Consider the following 22,893-nt stretch of genomic DNA (forward strand, 5'->3'; position numbering starts at 1 on the left):
GCTGTATTTGGCTGTAGAGGATATAGACCACTCTAAAATCAAGGCAAAAAGTCCACAAACAAACGGTATCTGTGAACGGTTCAACAGAACCGTGCAGAACGAGTTCTATGCCATCGCATTCAGAAAGAAAATCTATACCACTATTGAGCAACAGCAAACAGACCTTGACACGTGGATAAACTCTTATAACACGGAAAGAACCCACTCCGGGAAGTACTGTTGCGGGAAAACGCCCATCCAGACTTTTATAGAAGGTATAACAGTCGCAAAGAAATACCAACTGAAAAATCAGGAAACTATAAAACCGAATGAAGCTGATAAAACGTCATTCGCTTGTGAGAGTGAGAAAATCTATGTAACTTCGCAAATGTCATCGGACAGTTTTTTTGTAAGATAATAAACAAACTGTCAGAACAAGTCTTGACTATTACAAATGATGAAACATTAACAACATGACATTCACACCAGAAAACATTTTTTTCCTTGGCGCAGTGCTCATCTTTGCGAGCATCGTCATCAGCAAGTGGGGCTATCGTTTCGGTGTCCCCACCTTGCTCTTGTTCTTGTTCACAGGGATGCTCTTCGGCAGTGACGGATTGGGACTGGAATTCCACAGTCATGAGGATGCCCAGTTGATTGGTATGCTCTCGCTGTCGGTCATTCTTTTCTCAGGTGGTATGGACACCAAGCGGCGTGACATCGAGCTTGTGGCAACCCAGGGACTGATGCTGTCAACCGTTGGCGTGCTCATAACTACAGGCATTACGGGTCTGCTCATCTATTACCTTTCGGAGTGGACGCAACTCGATATCGGCCTTACCCTGCCGATGTCAATGCTCCTGGCAGCCACCGTGTCGTCAACTGACTCGGCCTCCGTGTTCAACCTGCTACGCACCCAGCATATCGGACTGAAGCACAATCTGCGCCCCATGCTCGAACTGGAGAGCGGCTCCAACGATCCGATGGCCTACGTGCTGACTATCGCCCTGGTGGATATGATAGTGACGGCAGGCGAGTTCTCAGGCATGACCCTGGCAACGAAAATCGTTGGGCAATTGGCCGTGGGAGGACTGTTGGGCTACCTTGGAGGACGCTTGCTGGTGTGGATTGTCAACCACATCAACCTGCCCAATCCCTCGCTCTATCCCATCCTGGTGCTATGCTCCATCCTCATCACCTTCACGTTCACGGATATGTTTCAGGGTAATGGCTATCTTGCCGTTTATGTAACAGGACTCGTGGTAGGCAATAGCCGTCTGTCTTATCGTCGTGAGACCAACACTTTCATGCAGGGCATTACGTGGCTCCTTCAGATTGTGATGTTCCTCACGCTCGGCTTGTTGGTCAATCCAAAGGAGATGCTAAACGTGCTGCTGGTAGCCGTCAGCATCGGACTGTTCATGATGTTTGTGGCCCGTCCTATCGCTGTGTTCCTCTGTCTGCAACCCTTCCGTGTGCCCTTCAAGGCCAAAGTCTTCCTCTCGTGGGTAGGATTGCGCGGTGCAGTGCCCATCATCTTTGCCACCTATCCCGTCATAGCAGGAATCGAGGATGCCGATTTCCTGTTCAATGTGGTGTTCGTCATCACGTTGCTCTCTCTGGCCCTCCAAGGCACCACCATCACGGCTGCTGCCCACTGGCTGGGACTGGCAACAGAGGAAGAGAAGATTGGCAACGATTTTGGCATCGAACTGCCCGATGAACTGGAGTCTAAACTCTCGGAACTGAAGCTGTCAGAAGAGTCACTCTCTGGTGGCAACCAACTCAAGGACATGCACTTTCCCCAAGGCACGCTAGTAATGATGGTGAAGCGTGGCAACAGTTTTATCGTGCCCAACGGACAATTGGAGCTCAAAGTGGGTGACATCCTACTAACTATTGCCAACGAGCAAATGGCCTAATTTGTTTGTCCCGTAGTCTACCCATTCAGCTTTTAACAGCCGGTACTTACTTTGTGTATTCATCTGTCATCACCCGAGTTTCGTCGTCTTCACACTCGCGAAAACATTTCTTGAACTTACAAAAAATCACTCTACATTTCAGAAGGTCACGGGAGGTTACTTTTGCTTCAAAAAGGTCACCTCGAAAAGAAAAAGCACTTACAAAATCCTTGTAAGTGCTTGATTATTAGTGTGGACCAGCCTGGACTAATCCACGGTATACCCTAATCGCTGAAAGCTAAATGTTTACCTTTTTGTTCAGATACTCTATGTAGCAGAAATGTAGCAGCAAACTGACTGGCTTATGACTGCTATTTTGACTATCTGTAGAAAGCATACTTACTCTCATTCTCTAGGTACAAAGTTATATTTTTTTGTTCACATTTCCAAATCTTTGTACTATAAATATTTAGAGATTTTACTGCTACACTTTCCAGTGCAAGGTGCAAGCCCCTATATATACGGGGACTTGCACCTTGCACTGGAGGGATTTTGTCTATTTGGCAGACGAATGGAATTTTAATACATTCCAATATGATTTACAATAGATAATCGTCAATTTATATATAGATGCCCTTTGCATCCGCCATAAAACAAATTATTGCATCTGAAGCATGACTACTTGCAGAGGGTACATAAACTTGCGTGTGACGGGTTGCTCATGCCAAGATGTCTCTATAACTTTATAATTATGAAAAAGTTACTGGAATTTCTTAGGAATGAGAGACTGAACAAATGTCTGAAACAAGCGTATCTTGCGGAGAAATTGGGCGTTGATGAAAGTACAATATCCCGATGGGAGTCCGGTCAGATTACAATGACTTTTCTCCAAATAGAGAGTTATGCCTCTGCTTTGGAGATAGATGTATATGAGATGTTTGCATTTCTCGCAAGCAACGGAGAAGACTCGCCCAGACCTATCGCAGAGATGTACGTTGAAGTATATACGCAAGATGCCTATAACTCACTCATGCAATATCTTGCGAAGTTAGGGATGGACATAGCAATTAAAAACACCAAGTTGAAAAGATGGAAATAATCGCAGTAGAAAGCCAAGCCTATCAGGATTTGATAGACAGGCTTAACCGAATTGAGCAGTATGTCGAGCGCACCTCCCGCCTTATTCAGGATATAGATGATGAGCTGGAGATGACCACGAAAGACCTTATCGGGACTCTGAATGTTTCAGAGTCCACCCTTTACCGCTGGCGTAAGAAGCAGTTGGTGCGTTATCGCTACACGGAGAGTGGCGACGTGCGCTACTTCTTCAAGTCTATCGTGATAGCCGTGAAATGCAACCGCCTCCGTGTTTCCGGCATGAGGAATGATGAGGTTCTTGGTCGGCTCAACCGTTTCAAGGACAATCTCATCATGAGTTCATGTCTTAATCCTAAAAACCGACAACTATGATAGATAAGGAACAGATTCTTTTACTTACACAAGGAGGTTTGAATGTGTTTTCCCATTTCCTTGGCTTTGAGGTGAACCTTCACCGCAACTTCCGCAGTCCATTCTATGACGACAGGCGGGCTTCCTGCCATGTCTTCTATGACAGGAAAAGTTCATCCTACAAATTCTACGATCATGGCGATACTTCCTATTCAGGGGACTGCTTCTGGTTTGTGGCAACCCTGCGTGGCTTAAATCTGAAAACTGATTTTCCAGAAGTCTTGAAAATCATCGCCCAAGAACTTGGGCTGTATTCTTTGTATGACGGTGAGAGGTGTAGCAAGGGCAAGCGTGCTACGCCGACTCAAAAAAGTCCGGTTACCTCCAGTTCTAAGACTGAAATTACCAAAAGTACCGAAGAACGCCCATATAGTTTCGAGATACATCCATTTGACGATGGGCTGCTGAACTATTGGGCGCATTACGGCATCCATGAGGATACACTCCGACACTTTCGTGTACGGAGTCTTAAACGGTATGAAAGCATATCTGCTGAAGGCAAGAAATTTGAACTTTGCAGTTCACCGACAGAGCCGATATTTGCCTATATCGGAAACGGCTATGTCAAGATATACCGTCCTCACAGTCCAAAAATCCGCTTTCTATATGGCGGACGGATGCCATCCACTTATTGCTTCGGTATGGAACAGATTCCCACTAAAGGCGATATGCTCTTTATTACAGGCGGAGAAAAGGATGTGCTCTCATTGTATGCACACGGCTTTAATGCCATCTGCTTCAACAGTGAAACTGCACAGATACCGACAAGCATCATTGAGAGTCTTCAGCTTCGCTTCCGGCATATCATTCTTCTGTATGATGCTGACGAGACAGGCGTACGCGAGAGTCACAGACAAGCAGAACATCTGGCGGAATACAAGGTGTTGAACCTTTCACTTCCGCTAAGTGGCACGAAGTCTGAAAAAGACATTTCTGATTTCTTTGCCTTGGGCAACGGGGCAAAGGAACTGAAAGAGCTGCTTGCCAAGATGTTCTCAGACCTATATAGCCAAACTATGATGATGTTACGTTCCTGTGAAATTGACTATGAGAATCCACCGGATATTTCCAAGTCGGTGGTGGCGGTGAATGGTGTTCCGTTGGGAACGCAGGACAATCTGTTCTGCATCACCGGAGGCGAGGGTACGGGCAAGAGCAACTATGTGGGAGCCATCCTTGCAGGAGCGTTGGGAGAAAAACGACTGCCGATAGAGAAAACCTTGGGATTGGAGATTACCGCCAATCCCAAAGGCTTGGCGGTCCTGCACTATGACACGGAGCAGTCCGAGGCACAACTCCACAAGAACTTGGGTAAGACATTGCGTAGGGCTTCATTGACGGCAGTACCTGAGTTTTACCATTCCCTATACCTTGCATCGCTCTCCCGTAAAGACAGGCTGAAGCTTATCCGCGAGAGTTTGGATTTGTTCCATCACAGGCATGGGGGCATCCATCTTGTGGTTATTGACGGCATAGCAGACCTGATACGCTCAGCCAATGACGAGACGGAGAGCATAGCCATTGTAGATGAACTGTACCGTCTGGCAGGCATCTATAATACCTGCATTGTCTGCGTGCTTCACTTTGTGCCTAACGGCATTAAGCTGCGCGGGCATATCGGTTCGGAGCTGCAACGCAAGGCGGCGGGTATTCTCTCCATTGAGAAAGACGACAATCCGGAATATTCCGTAGTAAAGGCATTGAAAGTCCGTGACGGAAGTCCGCTGGACGTTCCGATGATGCTTTTCGGCTGGGACAAGGCTGAGGATATGCACGTCTATCGTGGTGAGAAGTCCAAGGAGGACAAGGAAAAGCGCAAGACCGATGAACTCATTGCCGTTGTCAAAGAAGCCTTCCGAAATTCTTTCAAGCTTACTTATCAGGAACTTTGCGAGATTCTGATGCGGGAAATGGAAATCAAGGACAGAACCGCGAAGAAGTACATCGCCTACATGAAAGAACAACGTATCTTGGCACAGGATACCAATGGTAACTACCAAAAAGGAGAATTATGCCGTACATAGATTATAAAACCGAAGACACTTGGCAAAAACGCCTGTTCGATAAGCTCATAACAGTTGAGGATAAACTCGACCGCCTGCTTGTCCTGCAAGAGCAATCCGTCGATACAACCGTCCATCCACCCTTGAAACCGGAATATCTGGACATCATAGATGTTTCCAAGATACTCAAAGTGGAACAGAAAACCATCTACAACTGGGTATGGGCAGGGAAAATTCCTTATCTCAAAGCCAATGGCAGGTTACTTTTCCTTCGGGAAGAGATAGATAAAATGTTGCGGAAGCGAGATGGTTGGTAAAAGTCAGTTCCATACAAGTATGTTGGAAATGTTTTCATGTTTTGTTTCATCCTTCTTTGTCTCACAATGGTTGTAATTTTGTCCCGTAGGTCAACTATTAGTTGACTTTGTGGAAAATAATTCAACCAATCGGCTGTAATTACCAAAGCCTTTTGTACCTTTGTGGTTGATTTTAATGACAGCAAGTAAACTATGAGTGTACTAAAAGAAAAAAAAATAAACCAAATGCTTCAATCCGGGCAAAAGAACGGATTGCTGTTTGCCATATGGCTTGTAGAGCATGGCTATTCCAAGCAGTTGTTGAGCAGGTATCGTTCTTCCGGTTGGTTATCCTCTCTATGCAAGGGAGTCATGTACCGCACAGGTGACACGCTGTCCGCTTTTGGTGCTTTGCAGTCTTTCAACGAACAGGTAGGAAAGAGTTTTCGTATTGCGGCGCATTCTGCTTTGGAGCTTTGGGGCTTCAACCATTATGTTCCTATGGGCAAACCCCTGTTAATGGTATCAACGGCAAGTGATAAAATGCCACAATGGATGAAGCATGACGTTTTCGACCGTGAATTTAAGTTTTTCAAGACAGAGGTATTTATCAGTGCACAGATAACAACTTTAACATACTTGGACTGGAGGCTGCTTATATCCTCCCCTGAGCAGGCTTTTATGGAATGTCTGCTGCTAACACCACGCCAATATAACTATATGGATCTATTTTATATCATGGAGCAACTGACCACTCTGCGTCCGAATGTTATCCAATTGTTATTGGAAACCACAAAACATTACAAAATGAAGAGGCTGTTTCTATATATGGCTGAAAAAGCAGGGCATTATTGGTATGAAGACTTAAACCTTACAAAAATAGATTTGGGGACACATAAACTCCAACTCGTCAAATCCGGTGTATATATCAGCAAGTATAAGATGATTGTCCCAAAAGAATTAAACGATTATGAATGATCAACAATATAAAAAACAGGTGGCATTGTTACTACGTATTATGCCCTTGGTTTACAAGATAACGGATTTTGCAGTTCATGGAGGTACAGCTATTAACCTGTTCCACCAGAATATGCCACGTTACTCGGTTGATATTGACCTTACCTATATTCCGATAGAGTCACGCACGGCGAGTTTGGAAAAGATAAATCAACATCTCGGAGAGCTAAAAACAAGTATAGAACGTGCCATTCCCGGAATACATGTGATACATAAATCCAAAGTATGGAAATTGCAATGCACGTATGATGGCGCCACGGTGAAAATAGAGGTAAATGGTACAAAACGGGGCATACTCGGAGAGGTTGAAATTATGGAACTCTGCCCGAAAGCGAAGGAAGAGTTTCAAGCCAACTGTAAGGCACGCATAGTTCCTTATTCTCAATTGTATGGAGGGAAGATTACAGCCGCCCTCAGCCGCCAGCACCCACGTGACATGTTTGACTGCAAATACATGAAAGACCAAACGCTTGAAGATGTAAAAGACGGGCTCATCTTATGCCTATTGGGAAGCGACAAGCCTATCGTGGAATCTCTGTTTCCTAATAACATAAACCAAGAGGAGGCACTTGAAAACCAATTCAAGGGAATGTCAGATATTCCATTTACCTATACAGACTATGAGCAGGCTCGTGAGTCCATTATCAAAAAGGTAAATGACAGCTTTACAAATTCAGACAAGGAATTCCTCGTTTCCTTTGAGAATGGAATACCACTGTGGGAGAAATGTTGCGCGGGGGATTTAAGCCAATACCCATCCGTACAATGGAAATTACTGAATATAGACAAACTCAAGAAACAAGCTCCCGATAAGCACAAAGAAGGAGTAGATAAGTTAAAACGTCATTTGTGGATATAATGATAAAAGTCAGACATTCGTATCGAATGTCTGACTTTTATTTTGCCCCTGACATCTGTTTAGCGCTTCCACTTGGGTCTGAAGTTTTGTGAACGGTGGTCTTCTTCCTTGTCTTGGGTAGGATAGCTCTCGTTCTTGACTCCGGATGAACGATTGTGGTCGGATAAACCCTCTCCTTGCTTCATTTCCTCCGTTTCCTCTTTTTCCTCCTCCGGCGGTGCAAGCGTAAGCGCAATCTTTCTGTCAAGTTCTGCAGCCTCCCCTTTGAGCGCACGCAATTCGTCCTCTTTCTTCCAAGAGCCGCTCGCAATGTTGGTGTAAACGTCTTTGTTGGCCACAACCTTTGCCATTTCCTTCTCGTGCGACTCTATCACCTTCGGGATGCGCTCCAACGCATTTACGAAGTTCTCACAGGCAAGTTTCGGGTCTGCCGCCAGTTTACCGTTATTATAGGTATAGTAGATGCTCTCCTGTCCTTTGACGAAGAAGCGGTTCACCGAGCAATCAAACAGGTCCTTTGAGCTGCTCTCCGTCTTGACCATGACGGAAAAGCCGTAAATCTCGCCAATCTTGTTGTACTCGCCCTTGGTGCGTGCCTTCTCGTCAATCTCATGCAAACGGGCAGCAATAACCTTGATGTCGGTGCTACCATCGATACCTTTGATTGTCAGTTTATTGACGGGCAGTCCTTCCTTGTCACGTTCCACACGTTTCTCAAAACACTCCAAGTCCGCCTTGGCTTCCTTTATTTTATCCGAATGGAAAGACACGGAGCTGTCAATCTCCGCCAACTTCCCCGTTGCTGCATCACGCTCACGGAGGAAGTTCTTGCGCTCGGATTCCAAGGTGGCTATCTTCTTGTCCAGTCTTGCCTTCTCCAAAAGGTCGGTGTTGCCCGAAAGCACCGCCACATATTCGGAGAAGTTCATACCGCTGTCCTCATCCATCGAGCCCTCATCAATGGTACGGCTGCCAAGGGTGTTTGTCTTCAACTGATTGATGAAAAGCTGCTTGTTGTGCAGCAGGTTGAACTTATAGCTGTCCAGCGACCGTTCCACGGCATAGATGATGACATCGACCTTGTTGTCCGCAAACTCCTTGGCGATAAGGTTTCCCTTACGCACGGCTCGCCCGTTGCGCTGCTCCAAGTCCGAAGGTCGCCAAGGCGTATCCAAATGATGAATTGCCACGGCACGCTGCTGGGCATTGACTCCTGTTCCCAACATCGAGGTAGAGCCGAAGATGATACGGATGTCCCCACGGTTCATGGCATCCACCATCGCCTTCTTTGCCTTCTCGTTCTTGCACTCCTGAATAAAGCGTACCTCGTAGGACGGGATATGGTAGTCCTCCACCAACTTACGCTTTATCTCCGAATACACATTCCATTCTCCGGGCTTATAAGTACCCAAATCGGAAAATACGAACTGCGTTCCTTTCTGTGCATCATATTTTCGGTAATAATCATTGAGCAACTTCGCACAATGGCTCGCCTTGTTGTCGATATGATCCGAGTAACCCTCCAAATCTATCATGCGTAAATCAAGGCTCATCTTCCTCGCATAGTCCGTGGCGATAAGCATCTTTGCCTTTTCCTCGCTCTCGCTGAGCGGCGCACGTCCCAAGAGCGTGGCGTTACCCGTCTTGGCGAACTCCATCAGTTTGCCGATAAACTCTTCCTGTTCGGGCGTGGGCGGAATGTTGTGCAGTATCTCGTTCTTCTCGGGTCGGTCGATACCGATGTCCTTAGCCGTGCGGAAGTCGCAAATCTCCGCATAGAACGAAGCCAGCTCGGGCACCTTGATGAAGGTGCGGAACCGCTCCTTCTGGATAATCTCATTGGTGATGGAGAACTCATAGTCGGTCGATTTCTTGGCAAAAACGGCAGCCCATGCGTCAAAGCTGTTGATGCCCTGCCGCTCCAACGCCTGTGGGCGCAGGTATTTGAACAGAAGATACAACTCCGTCAGACTATTGGAAATGGTTGTTCCCGAAAGGAAAGTCGCTCCCAAATCCTTGCCCGACCGCTCCTGAATGGTGCGTATGGCAAAGAGCATGTTCAGGGCACGCTGTGAGCCGTCGGGATTGCCCAAGCCCGACACACGGTCATGGCGGGTGTTGAACATCAGGTTCTTGAACTGGTGGCTTTCATCGACAAAGAGGTGGTCAATACCCATCATCTTGAAATCCACGGCATCGTCCTTGCGCTCGGCGATACTGTCCTGTATGTTCTGCAACTTCGCTTCCAGTGTCTGCTTGCGCTTCTCCAATCCTTTGAGCATACCACGGGAGATGTCCGCTCCCTGCATACGCAACACTTCGAGATTTTCCTCCACGGAATCCATCTCCTTCTGCAGGATAGCCTCCTGTATCTCCAATGCCTGCGGTATCATGCCGAACTGCTCGTGCGTGAGGATGATGCAGTCCCAGTCGTTGTTCTTGATGTCGTTGAAGATACGCTGTCGGTTCTGCTTGCTGAAGTCGTTCTTGCCCGGATATAGAATCCTTGCATTGGGATAAGCCTTGCGGAACGTGTCTGCGATGTCGAAGACGTTTGCCTTCAGTCCGATAATCATCGGCTTGTTTGCCAACCCCAGCCGTTTCATCTCGTAGGCTGCCGTACACATGATGAGCGTCTTGCCCGCTCCCACCTCGTGATCGCAGATACCCCCGCCGTTGGTCTTGAGCATCCATACGGCATCCTTCTGGCTTTTATACAGGTCGGCTATGCCCAACCGTTTGAGGTCGAGGTCGGGGAAAGTCTGATGCGTGCCGTCGAAGTTAGGGCGTACAAAACAGTTGAACAGACGATTATACCTATCCGAGAGCTGCTGCTTGAACGTGTCGGGGGTCCGTCCGAGCCAATCGACAAAGCCCTGCCGTATCTCCTCAATCTTGGCGTTCGCCATCTGTATGGCGTGTCCGTCACGCACTTTTATTGTTTTTATTTCTCCCGTAATCTTATCCGCCACCTCCTTGCTCTTGTTGATGTCGGGTATGGTATTGTGCAGGGCGTGCTTCAGGAGGTTGATGCCGTCATAGCGGCGGAACTCGCCCTGCACGGCATACTTGTGCCAGATGTTGGCATTCTTATGGTCGCAGACAATGGAATACTCGTCCATGTTGGAATGGTAGGACACGCTGATGTCGGTCTCAAAGAACTCCGAGGCGAACCTGCCATAGACCTTGGCGGGTATCCATCGCTCACCGAGGTTGAAGTCAAGGTCTGCAAAAGGAATCGGTGTCGGCGTGGCGGCACGCAGGGCGGCAAGGCTCTGCTTCGCCTCCTCGTGTTCGGGATGGTCCAATAGCCACGACTCGATGCGCTCCGCCTTCTCTATCACGTTGCCCGAAATGAACTTGTCGGCTACCTCGTAGCCGTCTTCCTCCGGATTGTAAAAGATACGCCCCTCCAAGGCGGAAAGCAAATCACTTTCCTCCATATCGGGAAGCAGGGAACTCATATAATCAATCTCGACCATACCGTATTTGTTGAGCGATGCGCCCAATGCCTCCATCGGGTCTGCGGCAACGGTCAGTTCGGTGGTGGCAAATGCCGTGGGGTGGTCGAAGATGTCCGCCTTGATGTACTTTCCGTTCTCGGAGCGTTCCAAGAACAGCATTTCCATGCCCGTGGCATCCATTTTTATCACATCAGCGTTAGCCTTCTGATTGAAGTACCCCCAGCGTAGGACATAGCCGTCATAAAGGCGGTTGAGTTTCTCACGTTCCTCCTTGTCCTCAGTTTGGTTGTTCGCCTCATAGTCATATAGACGGTGGTAGCTCTCCCGTATCTCTACATAGGATTTCAGCCGTGAGATTTGGGCATAGGGCAAGTCCATCGGGTTAAAGGTGGGATGCCGCTTCAAGTCGGAGAGAAAACCGACCTGCCCCTTCTGCACGACAATGGAGCCATCCCTCAAATGGGCGTCCGGTGATGAGAGAAACGGACGGGGTGAGGCATCAAATTCCTTTTTTACCTCCGCTATGGGCTTCGGGCTACGCTCTTCGGCTTCATTCATAAAGTCAAAGAGCGACGGTTCTCTCATTGACGAGGGTGGAGATTTCTTGCCTCTGCGAGAATTGCCCTGTTTCGTTACCGTCTTTTTCTGCTGACTGGCTGTGGCTGGCTGCTGGCTTGGGGTTGACTTTGTCTGCCCCGTGGATAGTTCCTTTATCTCTTTATTGACTCTGTTTACTTCCTGTGTCCAAAGGTTATACTCGTCCGGAGCGAATAGAGAAAGTTGCTCTATAGACGAGTCGTTGTCCGAGTGATCCATAATGGGGTGATGGTCCTCATCGAAATAGACCGTCTGTCCGTTCATCTCCCGTGGCGTTTCTACGTCCGTGCGGATTTCCTTCGTTTCCTGTTCATACTGACGGTGAAGGGTCAATGTGGGCACTCCTTCGGGGGCGGGTTCATAGGGAACTTGGTCGGCTGCTTGCACGGATTGCCCATCAGTCTCTTCCTTAATCGGCTCACCGACCTTTTCAACTTGAACTTCCTCCTTGACATCTTCTGTGGAAAGTTTCTCCTCCATTGGTTGAGTCTGAACTGTCGGCTCGGTTTTTTCCTTGATTTCCTCGATAATCGTTTCCTTGGTATATCTCCCTTTTACGATTTCCTCCAGTTCTGCTATCTCGTGCAGCTTCTTGGGGGTAAAATACAAATCCCGTTCAATGCCCAGCCCGTGTATCTTGACTTCCTCCATCTCATCAAGCGACATATTGCCCAACTCCCAGCCATAGCCCATTGTAACGGCACCGAAACCGATGCGAGTCTTGGGGTCATATTCCAAGAGGTAAGCGGTATATGCTCCCATCGGGAAGAAATAGCGTGCGTAGGCGACCTTATCGCCAATGAGTTCCTTCCCCTTGCTGTAAAGTTTGGGCAGTTGCTTCCTGATGCTGTCGGGCATCAAGTTATAGGCATTCTCTGCGTCCTTGTCCGCTTTGGACTCCACTTTGGGTTCCTCTTCGGGCAAATCAACCGTTACCTCCAACTTGTGCAGCTGCTTCCCGGCTTCCTGCTGCCGTTCCTCCTCCGTCATTGGCACGCCCGTCTCGTAGAGCTTGCGGTCAAAGTGTTTTCCTACATCTTGTGAGAGTTGAATCCGAAGACTGTCCGCCATATCGTCCATGCTTCCATCGAAGCGGTATTCCCACGCAGGCTTGCCGTATGGATCTGTACCCATCGTGCGCTCCGTGGCGATGGTGCGGTGGGCAATGTCTTTCCATTCGCCCTCAAAGAGTGAGTTATGGTTAAAGGCAATGGAGAAGCCATCACCTTTGGGAACGGAGGCGGTTTCTACAAACCGCTGCTCGGTGCCTTCACCGATATCCTTGCCCGACTGCTTCTGCAGGACAATGAGGTCGCTGCCCACTTCCGTCCCTGCGTTTTCGGAGAACATGCCCGAAGGCAGGCGGATGGCGGAGACAAGACGGCTGTTCTGCATCAGGTAACGGCGGATGGCCACGTTCTTCGGACTGTCCAATACGCCCTGTGAGGTGATGAATGCGAGGAGTCCGCCCTCCTTGAGCGTGTCCAGCCCCTTCACGAAGAAATAGTTATGAATGGCGCGTGTGGATTCCCGTCTGAGAATGTCCTTGCCCTTGCTGTACTCACGGTCATAGACCATGAAATCGCCAAAGGGGATGTTGCTGGTTACAAGGTCGTACTTGTCCTTATCCTCCAACTCCCCGATGGCTTCAAAGGGATCTTGGCGGACAAAGATGTTGCCTTGCCCGTAAGGATGCAGGGCTTGTGAGATACGGGCAGTGAGCAGGTCTTTCTCCATTGCATCGACCGTACTTGCCTTCTTTGCGAATGTCTCGGCAAAGGCACCCATGCCAGCTGAAGGGTCTAAGCATCGACGTATGGGTACATCTACAGAAGTGAGTGCATCTGCAATTGCGGCTACGATGCGGGTATCGGTATAGAAAGACGTGAGCACGCTCGCCTTGATGCTCTCCCAATAGCGTTTGGCGGTATTGGCATCGACGGCTTCACGGTATATCATCTGTTTGAGCCTTTGGGTAGGCTCGAAGAGCTGTTGCTCCGACTGACTCCAGTAGCGGAGGTCGTCGGCACTGTCACATCGGTTCAGTACGCATTTCAAGCCACCGAAGCCCTGATAACCTCGCAATGCGGCTTTCTCTTCCTCGGTGGCTTCACGGCGTTCTTTCTCCAGACGCAGCACCACACGGATGGCTTCCGTATTGGCTGCCAAGACTGATTTCTTATTGTATGCCATAGTGTTTTCTTTTTAATTAAGAGGAAAAAGGTCGGAAGATAAAAGTACATTACCTCCCGACCAATTCTGTTCCTCTTTGTTTCTGCCGGGATTATCTCCCTCTTTGTTTTCCTTTCCTACTTTCAAATTCAAAGGAAGTGGTATGGTCCTCATTCAGTACCAGTCGGGCGTTGAACTTCTTGCCTGCCTTGCTCGTCAATCCTTTGAGGACGGGTGTCCGACCTATGGTCAGCAAGTCCCGAATATTGCCCTCTGTAAGCAACGTGCCACAGACTTCTCGGAAAATGTGGAAGTCACAGCCCTCGTGCCTGCACTTGGCGACCTTGGCATAGATGCCCACGCTCTCATTGCCGCACTTGGGACAGCGGTAGGTCGGGTAAGATTTCTGTTCGGGGGCAAGCGAGAGCAGTTCCTCGCAGATAGTGCCGACGTATGAATTGATACCTTGTGCGAACTTTTCGGGTGGCATCTGTCCCGCTTCAATAGCGGCAAGTGTCAGTTCCCAACTGCCCGTCATCTCCGCATTGGCAATCCTCTTGTCCTTGACAATCTCATAGACAGACAAGCCTTTTTCAGTGGGGATAATGGATTTCTTCTCCCTGTGGATATAGTCACGGAGGATAAGCGTTTCGATGATGTTGGCTCTTGTGGCAGGTGTGCCGATACCAGACTCTGCCATCGCCTTCTTGCTCTCTGCATCTTTGACCTCTTTCCCTGCATTCTCCATAGCGGAAAGTAAAGTCGCTTCCGTATAGAGAGGTTTAGGCTTGGTCTTATGCTCAGTTATCTCGGCAGAAACAAGCGGCAAAACCTCTCCCTCCGTCAAGTCAGGCAACGAAGACAAAACCTGCTCGTCTCCGTCCTCTTTCTTCTCAACTTCCGTTGTCTTATCTTTCTGCACGGCTTTCCAGCCCAAGGAGACTTGTCGGCACGCTTTCCAAACAAAAGTGTTGGTGCCGTCCGTAAACCGTACCTGCATACGTTCTTCCTCGGAATCGGGAGAAAAGGCTTCGACAAAGCGGGTTACTACCATATTATATATGATTGCTTCATCCGTAGATAAGCCGGAAGGCGATTCCCCTGTGGGGATGATAGCGTGGTGGTCGGTTATTCTATCGTTATCCACCGAGTGGCGGTTAAGCGGAGTTGGAAGTGCCTCTCCTATCTTGCGGAGCAGGGCGGGTACTTCCTCGAAGACATCCACACTGATGTATCGGCTGCCTGTGCGGGGATAGGTCGTGATTTTCTTCTCATAGAGGCTCTGGGCAATCGAGAGGGTCTTGTCCGCTGAAAAGCCGTGGCGTCTGTTGGCTTCCTTCTGCAAGGCAGTAAGGTCGTACAAGAGTGGTGGCGCGGTATGCCCCACCTGTCTTGCGACCGACTCTGCTTTAAGCCGGCTCTGACTGCTAAGCGCAGCGAAGGCTGTCTGTGCCGATGCTTCACTCCCGTAGTCGGTAATGCCAATGGCTTTCAGCGACATGCCCTCTTTCTCCGTGAGCGCGGAGAGTTTCCAAAACGGCACGGAAGAAAAATCACGGTTCTCTATGTACCGACGGCAGACCATAGCAAGGGTCGGGGTCTGTACCCGTCCCAATGAATAGCCTCCCCTGCGGGCAATGGAAAGGGCACGGCTGGCATTGATACCTACGAGCCAGTCGGCTTCGCTTCTTGCTTTGGCGGAGTGATAGAGATTGTCGTAACTGCTTCCCGGCTTGAGGTTGGAAAATCCCTCACGGATGGCCTTGTCCGTCAATGATGAAATCCAAAGACGGTCGAAAGGTTTTTTACAGCCAAGATATTGATAAATGTAGCGGAAGATGAGTTCACCCTCCCGCCCTGCATCGGTGGCAACAATGATACGATTCGCCTTGTCGAAGCAGGAACGTATCACTTTGAGTTGTTTGAGTGCCGCAGGGTCTGATACAAAATCTTTGTCCTTGCGTACTTGGCGGACGATAAGTTGAAAGGGACTGGGACGGATGGGCAGGTCTTCGGCTTTGTAGGCGGAAAAACCGTATGCTTCGGGCATAGCAAGGGTAATAAGGTGTCCCATAGCCCAAGTGACAAGGTAATCGCTACCTTCTATATATCCGTCTTGTCTATTATTTGCCCCAACGATGCGGGCTATATCTCTGGCTACCGAGGGCTTCTCGGCAATAATACAAGTTGTCATAATCGGTGAAGGGATTAAAGGTTACATCTTACGTCCACGGGACTTCTTCTGCTTGCTTTCTTCCTGTTTCTGCTTTTGGGCGGCAGTGGGCTGTGTCTGCCCGGTCTTCAGAGGTTCTTTCACGTTCTTCGTGGCTTCGTTGGTCTTGCCGTGGTTATTCACGGCTACCTGTGTCTTGTGTTCCTCTGCCACGGCTTCCACCTTGCCCGTATTCTGACTCTTGTCCGGGTTCCATTTATAGAAGCGAGGGCGGTTCTGCTCCTTGTCCATACGGACATAGGCATTAAAGGAGTTGCCCTCCTTATCAACCATATTTTTAAGGTAAAGCGTTCGACCGCCGTCGAGTGCCTCACGCTGCTTCTCGGAAAGTTCCAAGCCGCAGAGCTTGTGGGGTGCGCCCTGCTGCTGTGTCTGCTGCTGACGTTCCTTGAAACCACGGTTGTTGTCGAAGATGAACTCAATCCCCTTCCGTTCGGCATTGACCTGCAGGGTGGCGTTGAAAGACTTGCCGCTCTTGGCAGTCATACCCTCCACCTTCACGGCTTTGCCCTCCACGAGGTCTTTATATTGTGCATCGGAAAGCGTAACACCCTTGATTTCCTTGGGAATGTTCACGCGGTCGGCACGCAGGGCGATAAGTTCATTGGTCTGTGGATCAATGGAAACGTAGGCGGAAAAAGGCTCACCGTTCTTGGGCGTTACCTCGATGGTCTTGCCGAGGTTGCCCGTAGCAAGGAGTGTTTCCTTCTCTTCGGGCGAGAACTTGTAGCCCATATAGGGAAAATCGAGCTGTGGTTCCTTTCTTAAAGGATGAATGGCCAAGCCGATGTTGCCCTCGCCGTCCGTGCGGAAGGCAAGGCGTGCTTCGGTGTAGATGGTGGTGTCGCCCATCGGGATGGCAATCGTAACGAGATTGCTTTTCTGCCAGTTGAGCATTTTTTCTAACTCTCCACTTTGCTCCAACTGCTCACGGGAGAGTCCGAGACGGTCAAGCTGCTGCCAATCTACTTTCTCCACATCGATGGCGGTGGTGTTCTTCTGCTGTGGCAGATAGTCCTCAAAGGGTACGCCAATCTCTGCCAACTGCTGCTTGGTTTCGGGTTTCTCACGGCTTTGGAGCAGAGTGCGCAGGTTGTCCACGCCCTGCTCCACGTTGTTTGCCACGACTTTGTAGAGTCCGAAACGGGTAGGCTCGTTGAACTGCCGGAGGAAATTCTTCATAAAGTTCTCCAAGAGTCCCTCCTTGCTGTTGAACTTCAGGAACGCTGCTTGATTGGCGGCGATGGCTTCGGTGGTTTTGAGGTTACCCTTGTCGTCAATACCTGAAACTACGGAGAGTTTCCCCGCTTCCTTTTGGTTCTTTACTTCCGTGCGGTCTTCCAAGACCAGCACATAGTTGTCATTGCTGTTTGATTCCATAATCATTTGTTATTAAGTGAATAGAGTGTTATCGAACAACAAAATTATGGTAATAATATTATTATTTTTTGAGTGAGGAAATATCAGGAAAAGAAATGAAAAATATTTAATTTCCGCCATCCTTTTGTCAATAATCAATAATATTGGTTAATATTAAAATTATTTGTTATATAGTATGGAGACTTTTTATTAAGTTTGCAAAAACCGAAGATAAAGTTAAAAAAAAACTTATATCTATCATAGTTAGCTCGCTTAGTAAAGAACTCAAAACCTTTAATTCTATTAGCTTAAATTAGTAACATGGATAATATCTATACCGTTAAGATAGTATTTAGTAACTTTGGCAAGTACTTTTTAGCTATTGTATTGTTAATATCTGGAATATCCAAGTGCTTTTATCTTCATAGTTTTAGTATTGAAGTTTCTCTGTATTCTGAATTATACGTATCTTCCTTATTTGTGCCTTTTAGTGGCCAAATAGCAATTGTTGTATGTTGTGTAGAAATCTTGCTAGGATTTTTATTGTTTTTCGAAAGGTATTCGTTATATTCTACGTTTATTGTATTTATATTGTTATTATGTTTCTTGTATTTGACAGGAATTAATTACCTTTTTCCTACTTTGTTAGGCAGTATAGAATCTTGTGGATGTTTCGGCGAACTGATCCATTTCTCGGCTAAAGGTTCATTTATAAAAACTATTGTACTATGGCTAATTTCCTTTAGAACGTTTACATCAAATATACGAAAAAACAGACCTATCTGTATAAAAGGCGAGTTATCTGAAAAGCGAAGTGAGTAGGAATATATCAAAAAAAAATCACATGAAAAAGAAAATTATGTTTTCTATGTTTACTCTTGTAACAGTAGGGCTAGCCTCTTTCACAGGCTACAAGACTCTCAGTCAAAACAAAACAGTTGTTAACTTGCTTGGAGAAAATATTGAGGCATTAACAATGGGAGAAAATGGTGGTGGTGGTATTGGTGCCCCCCGCGGTTATTATGAACAAACGTCAGGTGCTTGTTCCGCTCCATGCGATTATAAAAAATGGGTTAGCTGCAAATTAGGTGGGAACAAAGAATGTTTCCCCTCTGATTGTTGTTAGGTTTGTAACGGTGTAGAAATTAAACACCTTTAAACTTCTTGTGAGTGCAGGAATTCTTGGATAAAGGGAAAATTATCTTTGTAAGGTTTCATTATCATTAATAATCTTACCTTATTGTAAGAATTCCTGTTACTCGTTAGGATTTATGTACAATTTATTGAGTAAAAAAATATCGTATGTCGAAAAAAAAGAGGATAATTTTCTCTGCATGTTGTATGCTGTTAATAGTTTGTACCATTATGGCTTGTAAGCAAACTCCTGCAAATAGCAAAGAATTCCATGTAGATAATTATGGCTATAAGAATTGGTCCACCTTGCTGAATATCAAAGATGTAATTCAGTTACAAGAGAATACAAATTGCCTTATGTCTTATGCTGCAAAATGTATAGTATTAGATAGCACAATCATATATCAAGATTATAAAGCAAAACGTATATATTCATTTTCTTCAGATGGTAAATACTTATGTACAATAGGAAAAATGGGCCATGCGGCCTCAGAGTATACATCCATCAAAGACATTTGTATAAATAAGAAAGATTCTGTTATGATGGTATTAGATGATCGTGGACTTGTGTGTTACAATTTATACGATGGGAAATTTAAAGAAAGGAAAAAATTTTTTTCACAAAATTCTAATGAATATGAAAAAGCAGAATTTGTAGGTAATTCAGAATTTATTTGTTTCACTGACAACAGAAATGATAACACCATTGTGTATGATTCTCAAAAAGAGGTGAAGGGATTGAGAAAAGGTAAGAGATTTCATTTTGTCTTGAATCCTTTTTATAAGTATAATGAAGAATGTAGAGTTTTATCTGATTATGGAGATTTTTATATAGACAATTATAAAGACGGTAGACTAGAAACGTTATACAAAATAGATTTCGGAAAAAATGCTCTTCCTGCTGATGTTTTGCCAAAAACTTATAAGGATTTTGAGGTTGTAGATAATTCAACCGATTATTTCAAGTGTATTGTAGAAGCCCATGAAACCTCAAATTGGTTATATCTTAAAGTAGTAGGTCCTAAGCAAGAGTACTATATTGGTTTTTTCAATAAGAAAAAAGGCTCCTATGCATTTGGACAAGATGATGGAAAATTAGGTATGTTTGTAATAGGTGCAAAAGAAGATAACTTTTATGCAATAATCTATCCAGAATTTGTATCTCCAAAATCTTTTGCAAACGAGATATTAAAAAAATATGGAATAGATGGGAGTAAAAATACCCCTATTATTGTTAAATTCTGTTTGAATGAGAAAGCTCTTTAATTTTGTATTCTGTTTAGTAATACTAACCATAGTTGCCTCATGTAATTCGAGAAACAAAATCGGCAAAGAAATGAAGGCTTTTTATGGTTCACATATAGAATTGCCTATAGACTCTATGATAAATGTATCGACAAAAGGACAGGAGGCATATTACAAAAATGCAAGATACATTTATGTCATGTATGTGGACTCTGCTTCTTGTAGTGATTGTGCTATCACGCATTTGGCAGATTGGTCTCAATTGAATCTAATGGATGCTTTCAAAAATGGTTCATTAAAATACATGTTTGTAGTTGTACCAAAACAAAACAATAGAAAACATGTCTTAGAGCTTATTAAAAAAGATACATTATTCAATGAATTCGTCTATATAGACACAACAGGAGTATTTGAACGTAGAAATCCTCAAATACCTACAAACAAACTTTTACATACTTTCCTTATAAATAGACAAGGAAATGTAGAGCTTATTGGCAATCCTATAGTAAATATAGATATTAAGAACATGTTAACAAAAATCCTTGACAGCAATCAAAAAATAATAGCGAAAGATATTGTATAAATATAGATTCTTATACACTTTTCGCATCTTTTTCTATCTGGATATAAACATATTAGAAGAAGGGGAGGGGAAATAGAAATATTAGACGAAAAAATATTCATGTGCAAACAGACCTTACTGTATAAAAGGCGAGTAATCCGAAAAGCGAAGTGAGTAGGATAAAATAAAAATATATTAAAACATGAAAGGAAAATTTATTTTTTCTGCATTATGTCTCGTTGCAGCGGGGATTGTTACATACGCAAGTTACAAGACCTTAGAGGGAAAAACCGCAGTTGCAGATCTTATGCTTGATGAGAACGTTGAAGCCCTAACAGATGGAGAGGGTTATGGAAACTATAATATTTGTTACTCAGAATCAAAAGTAGCAAAAGGGCACACTTACTATGACTGTGGAAATTGTCTAATCAAGGTTTATGACGAGAAAGGAAAAGGTAGTTATTCAAAATGTTTCTATTAATGAAAATCAGTTCCCAATTTTCCCATGCGTGCAAACTGCATGCATGGGTTATGCCCATTATTATCTTTGTATTTTGTGCGTGCTCAAACGATATAAAAATAATTTCCGATTTTCCTATAAATCAGAAATTAAAGGGGCGTCAGATAAAGGCATTGGACTCTTTGTACAATGCTTACAGCATCATTAAGTTAGATAGTAAATATCTTCTTACTTTAAAGGGGGAAGATCATTTTGTGTGTATTTGTGACAGTAATTTTCGCATTATTAAAAAGATTTTGAAAAAAGGGCATGGAAGTAATGAATGGATTGCCCCTTTAATTACAGGCCAAAGTACTAATATCAAAGGAGAAACATATGCATATGTATTAGAAAGAGGGGAAAATAAACTTTACGCCATCAACATAAATTCCTTATCGGACACACCAATTAGAATTAAAGACTTTTCCAATAAACAATTGCATGGAATTAATGCTGTCTATCGCACAGAAGACAAAAAATATATCGGATCCAAACTTGTTGAGTTGGCAGAACTATTTACTTATGACGCAAGGAACGACATTGCACAACCGATACGAATACCATCAATTGATCCTTCAGTGTTTTCTGCAAACAAATTTGAGTTATCTCAAACATTAACTACTTATAGTAATGTCCAAAGGAAACTAGCTGTAGCTTATTTCTCGTTTCCTGTCATACATATTTTGGATGACGATGGAGAGAATTCAATAACGCTACAATTGAAGAAAGATATGCCAAAATATACTCGTGAGAATGCAATTTCTCCATATTCTTATTTAGTAGATATCTGTTCTACCAAGGATTATATTTATATTTTATATGACAATCCAGAATATAAACAGAGAATGAATATTTTAGTGATTAGCTGGAGTGGTACAGCTGTTGCGCTTTATGATGTACCACGATTAACATGCTTTACAGTTGATGAAGATAATAAGAGATTTATAGGCATACAAGAAGATGATACGAAAGGTGTCGGTTTTGAATTCAAATATAAATTGTAATAAAAGACTCCATATCATTCTATGTATGAGTCCCTCCTCAAAAAGGCGTTTTAAAAAAGAAGAAGTTTCCAATGTGCTTATAATTTGAAAATAAAAATCAAAATAGAGTGCTAATATATGGATTATATTCATAAAACAATGTTAACATGTATAGAATGTACAAAAAAAAATCAGATAGATAATTCCTTGACTATTTGGAGTAAATTCATAATCCATGAACAAAAGTAAATGAAGTGTTTTTTGTCTATAATGAGGAGCGTTTCTGTAGTAAAATATTTACTATTACTATATATATGGTGGTTGGTAGTACGTTGCTTTATCACAGACTACTACTCAATACCAACGTCTTCCATGATGCCAACTTTACATCCTGGAGATAAGGTTTTTGTCAACAAACTTATTGCTGGGGCACGGATATATACTAAATTTAATTTCAACATTGATGGTGTGGAATTGGAATCATGGCGACTGAAAGGATTAAGAAAGGTAAAACACAATGACATAGTTGTGTTTAACTTTCCTCATCATGTAGGCAAGATAAATTTTGTAATAAACAATGTTTTTTGTAAGCGTGTGGTTGCCATTCCTGGTGATAGCATATATGTAGAAAACGGTTTTTATAAGAATAACAATTATGAGGGGATTCTAGGTATAGAGGAAGAACAACATAAATTCTCGGAGATACCAGACTCGTTGCTCTCCTATGAAATACTAAATACATACCCCTTTGACAAAGAGCATTTCCTTTCTACAACAAAGAATATGAGTCCAATATACATACCTCGTAAGGGGGATATTATAAGAATTACTCCTTATGAGGCGGCTTATTACAAAATTCAGCTTGAATGGGAAACAAAGAAAAAAATGACTTGGGACTGGGAAAAAAACACGGTTTATGCTGATGGCAAGCAACTATTTTGGCATAGGTTTAAGCATGATTACTATTTCATGGCAGGTGACAATGTCTCCGACTCTAATGACTCTCGGTATTGGGGACTTGTGCCGGAAGAATATATAGTGGGGATAGTTGGATATGTTTATCATAAAAATAAGGGATAAG

General features: G+C 44.8%; 18 protein-coding genes. 15 read left to right on the forward strand and 3 right to left on the reverse strand.

Annotated elements, in window-relative coordinates; all coding sequences use genetic code 11:
* The 8 genes from VIR50_RS00755 to VIR50_RS00790 all read left to right on the forward strand — a co-directional run.
* The coding region (locus VIR50_RS00755) for an integrase core domain-containing protein (protein WP_331933238.1) at nucleotides 1-397 on the forward strand (397 nt) is incomplete at its 5' end.
* A 55-nt stretch (nucleotides 398-452) separates the two neighbouring features.
* On the forward strand, nucleotides 453-1,901 hold the full coding sequence (locus VIR50_RS00760; RefSeq protein ID WP_331933239.1) for a potassium/proton antiporter: 1,449 nt from the start codon (nucleotides 453-455) through the stop codon (nucleotides 1,899-1,901).
* A gap of 730 nt (nucleotides 1,902-2,631) precedes the next feature.
* On the forward strand, nucleotides 2,632-2,979 hold the full coding sequence (locus VIR50_RS00765) for a helix-turn-helix domain-containing protein (protein ID WP_331933240.1): 348 nt from the start codon (nucleotides 2,632-2,634) through the stop codon (nucleotides 2,977-2,979).
* Nucleotides 2,970-3,350 (forward strand): DNA-binding protein, encoded by a 381-nt coding sequence (locus VIR50_RS00770; protein WP_331933241.1) that lies wholly within the window; start codon nucleotides 2,970-2,972, stop codon nucleotides 3,348-3,350. Before VIR50_RS00765 ends, VIR50_RS00770 begins: the two co-directional genes overlap by 10 nt.
* Nucleotides 3,347-5,413: a bifunctional DNA primase/helicase gene (locus tag VIR50_RS00775; RefSeq protein ID WP_331933242.1), complete on the forward strand. Its 2,067-nt coding sequence runs from the start codon at nucleotides 3,347-3,349 to the stop codon at nucleotides 5,411-5,413. Before VIR50_RS00770 ends, VIR50_RS00775 begins: the two co-directional genes overlap by 4 nt.
* Nucleotides 5,401-5,709: a helix-turn-helix domain-containing protein gene (locus VIR50_RS00780; RefSeq protein ID WP_331933243.1), complete on the forward strand. Its 309-nt coding sequence runs from the start codon at nucleotides 5,401-5,403 to the stop codon at nucleotides 5,707-5,709. The genes VIR50_RS00775 and VIR50_RS00780 overlap by 13 nt, the downstream gene beginning before the upstream one ends.
* Before the next feature lie 192 nt (nucleotides 5,710-5,901).
* Entirely contained in the window at nucleotides 5,902-6,666 is a 765-nt protein-coding gene (locus VIR50_RS00785) for a type IV toxin-antitoxin system AbiEi family antitoxin domain-containing protein (RefSeq protein ID WP_331933244.1), read from the forward strand.
* Nucleotides 6,659-7,564, forward strand: a complete 906-nt coding sequence (locus VIR50_RS00790) for a nucleotidyl transferase AbiEii/AbiGii toxin family protein (RefSeq protein ID WP_331933245.1) — start codon at nucleotides 6,659-6,661, stop codon at nucleotides 7,562-7,564. The genes VIR50_RS00785 and VIR50_RS00790 overlap by 8 nt, the downstream gene beginning before the upstream one ends.
* Before the next feature lie 59 nt (nucleotides 7,565-7,623).
* On the opposite strand, the gene VIR50_RS00795 is transcribed toward VIR50_RS00790, so the two are convergent.
* The 3 genes from VIR50_RS00795 to VIR50_RS00805 all read right to left on the reverse strand — a co-directional run bounded on the left by VIR50_RS00795 (nucleotide 7,624) and on the right by VIR50_RS00805 (nucleotide 17,410).
* On the reverse strand, nucleotides 7,624-13,818 hold the full coding sequence (locus tag VIR50_RS00795) for a helicase-related protein (protein WP_331933246.1): 6,195 nt from the start codon (nucleotides 13,816-13,818) through the stop codon (nucleotides 7,624-7,626).
* Between the two features lie 91 nt (nucleotides 13,819-13,909).
* Nucleotides 13,910-15,991 (reverse strand): type IA DNA topoisomerase, encoded by a 2,082-nt coding sequence (locus VIR50_RS00800; RefSeq protein WP_331933247.1) that lies wholly within the window; start codon nucleotides 15,989-15,991, stop codon nucleotides 13,910-13,912.
* A 21-nt stretch (nucleotides 15,992-16,012) separates the two neighbouring features.
* Nucleotides 16,013-17,410 (reverse strand): DUF4099 domain-containing protein, encoded by a 1,398-nt coding sequence (locus VIR50_RS00805; protein WP_331933248.1) that lies wholly within the window; start codon nucleotides 17,408-17,410, stop codon nucleotides 16,013-16,015.
* A gap of 300 nt (nucleotides 17,411-17,710) precedes the next feature.
* Between VIR50_RS00805 and VIR50_RS12375 the strand changes: the two genes are divergently transcribed.
* The 7 genes from VIR50_RS12375 to lepB all read left to right on the forward strand — a co-directional run bounded on the left by VIR50_RS12375 (nucleotide 17,711) and on the right by lepB (nucleotide 22,892).
* Complete coding sequence (locus VIR50_RS12375; RefSeq protein ID WP_414703512.1) at nucleotides 17,711-18,211, forward strand: MauE/DoxX family redox-associated membrane protein; 501 nt, start codon at nucleotides 17,711-17,713, stop codon at nucleotides 18,209-18,211.
* A 22-nt stretch (nucleotides 18,212-18,233) separates the two neighbouring features.
* Entirely contained in the window at nucleotides 18,234-18,515 is a 282-nt protein-coding gene (locus VIR50_RS00810) for a hypothetical protein (protein WP_331933249.1), read from the forward strand.
* A gap of 239 nt (nucleotides 18,516-18,754) precedes the next feature.
* Nucleotides 18,755-19,789 carry a 6-bladed beta-propeller gene (locus VIR50_RS00815; protein ID WP_331933250.1) on the forward strand — a complete coding sequence of 345 codons (1,035 nt, stop codon included), beginning with the start codon at nucleotides 18,755-18,757 and terminating at the stop codon, nucleotides 19,787-19,789.
* A 70-nt stretch (nucleotides 19,790-19,859) separates the two neighbouring features.
* Nucleotides 19,860-20,351: a hypothetical protein gene (locus VIR50_RS00820; RefSeq protein WP_331933251.1), complete on the forward strand. Its 492-nt coding sequence runs from the start codon at nucleotides 19,860-19,862 to the stop codon at nucleotides 20,349-20,351.
* A gap of 181 nt (nucleotides 20,352-20,532) precedes the next feature.
* Nucleotides 20,533-20,811 (forward strand): hypothetical protein, encoded by a 279-nt coding sequence (locus VIR50_RS00825; RefSeq protein ID WP_331933252.1) that lies wholly within the window; start codon nucleotides 20,533-20,535, stop codon nucleotides 20,809-20,811.
* 50 nt (nucleotides 20,812-20,861) lie between these two features.
* The gene (locus VIR50_RS00830; protein WP_331933253.1) at nucleotides 20,862-21,833 is read left to right on the forward strand and encodes a hypothetical protein; all 972 of its coding nucleotides are present in this window, start codon (nucleotides 20,862-20,864) and stop codon (nucleotides 21,831-21,833) included.
* A 249-nt stretch (nucleotides 21,834-22,082) separates the two neighbouring features.
* Complete coding sequence (gene lepB, locus VIR50_RS00835) at nucleotides 22,083-22,892, forward strand: signal peptidase I (RefSeq protein ID WP_331933262.1); 810 nt, start codon at nucleotides 22,083-22,085, stop codon at nucleotides 22,890-22,892.
* Nucleotide 22,893 lies beyond the last annotated feature (1 nt).

The organism is Prevotella sp. (assembly GCF_036570325.1).
In the GTDB taxonomy this organism is placed as follows: domain Bacteria; phylum Bacteroidota; class Bacteroidia; order Bacteroidales; family Bacteroidaceae; genus Prevotella.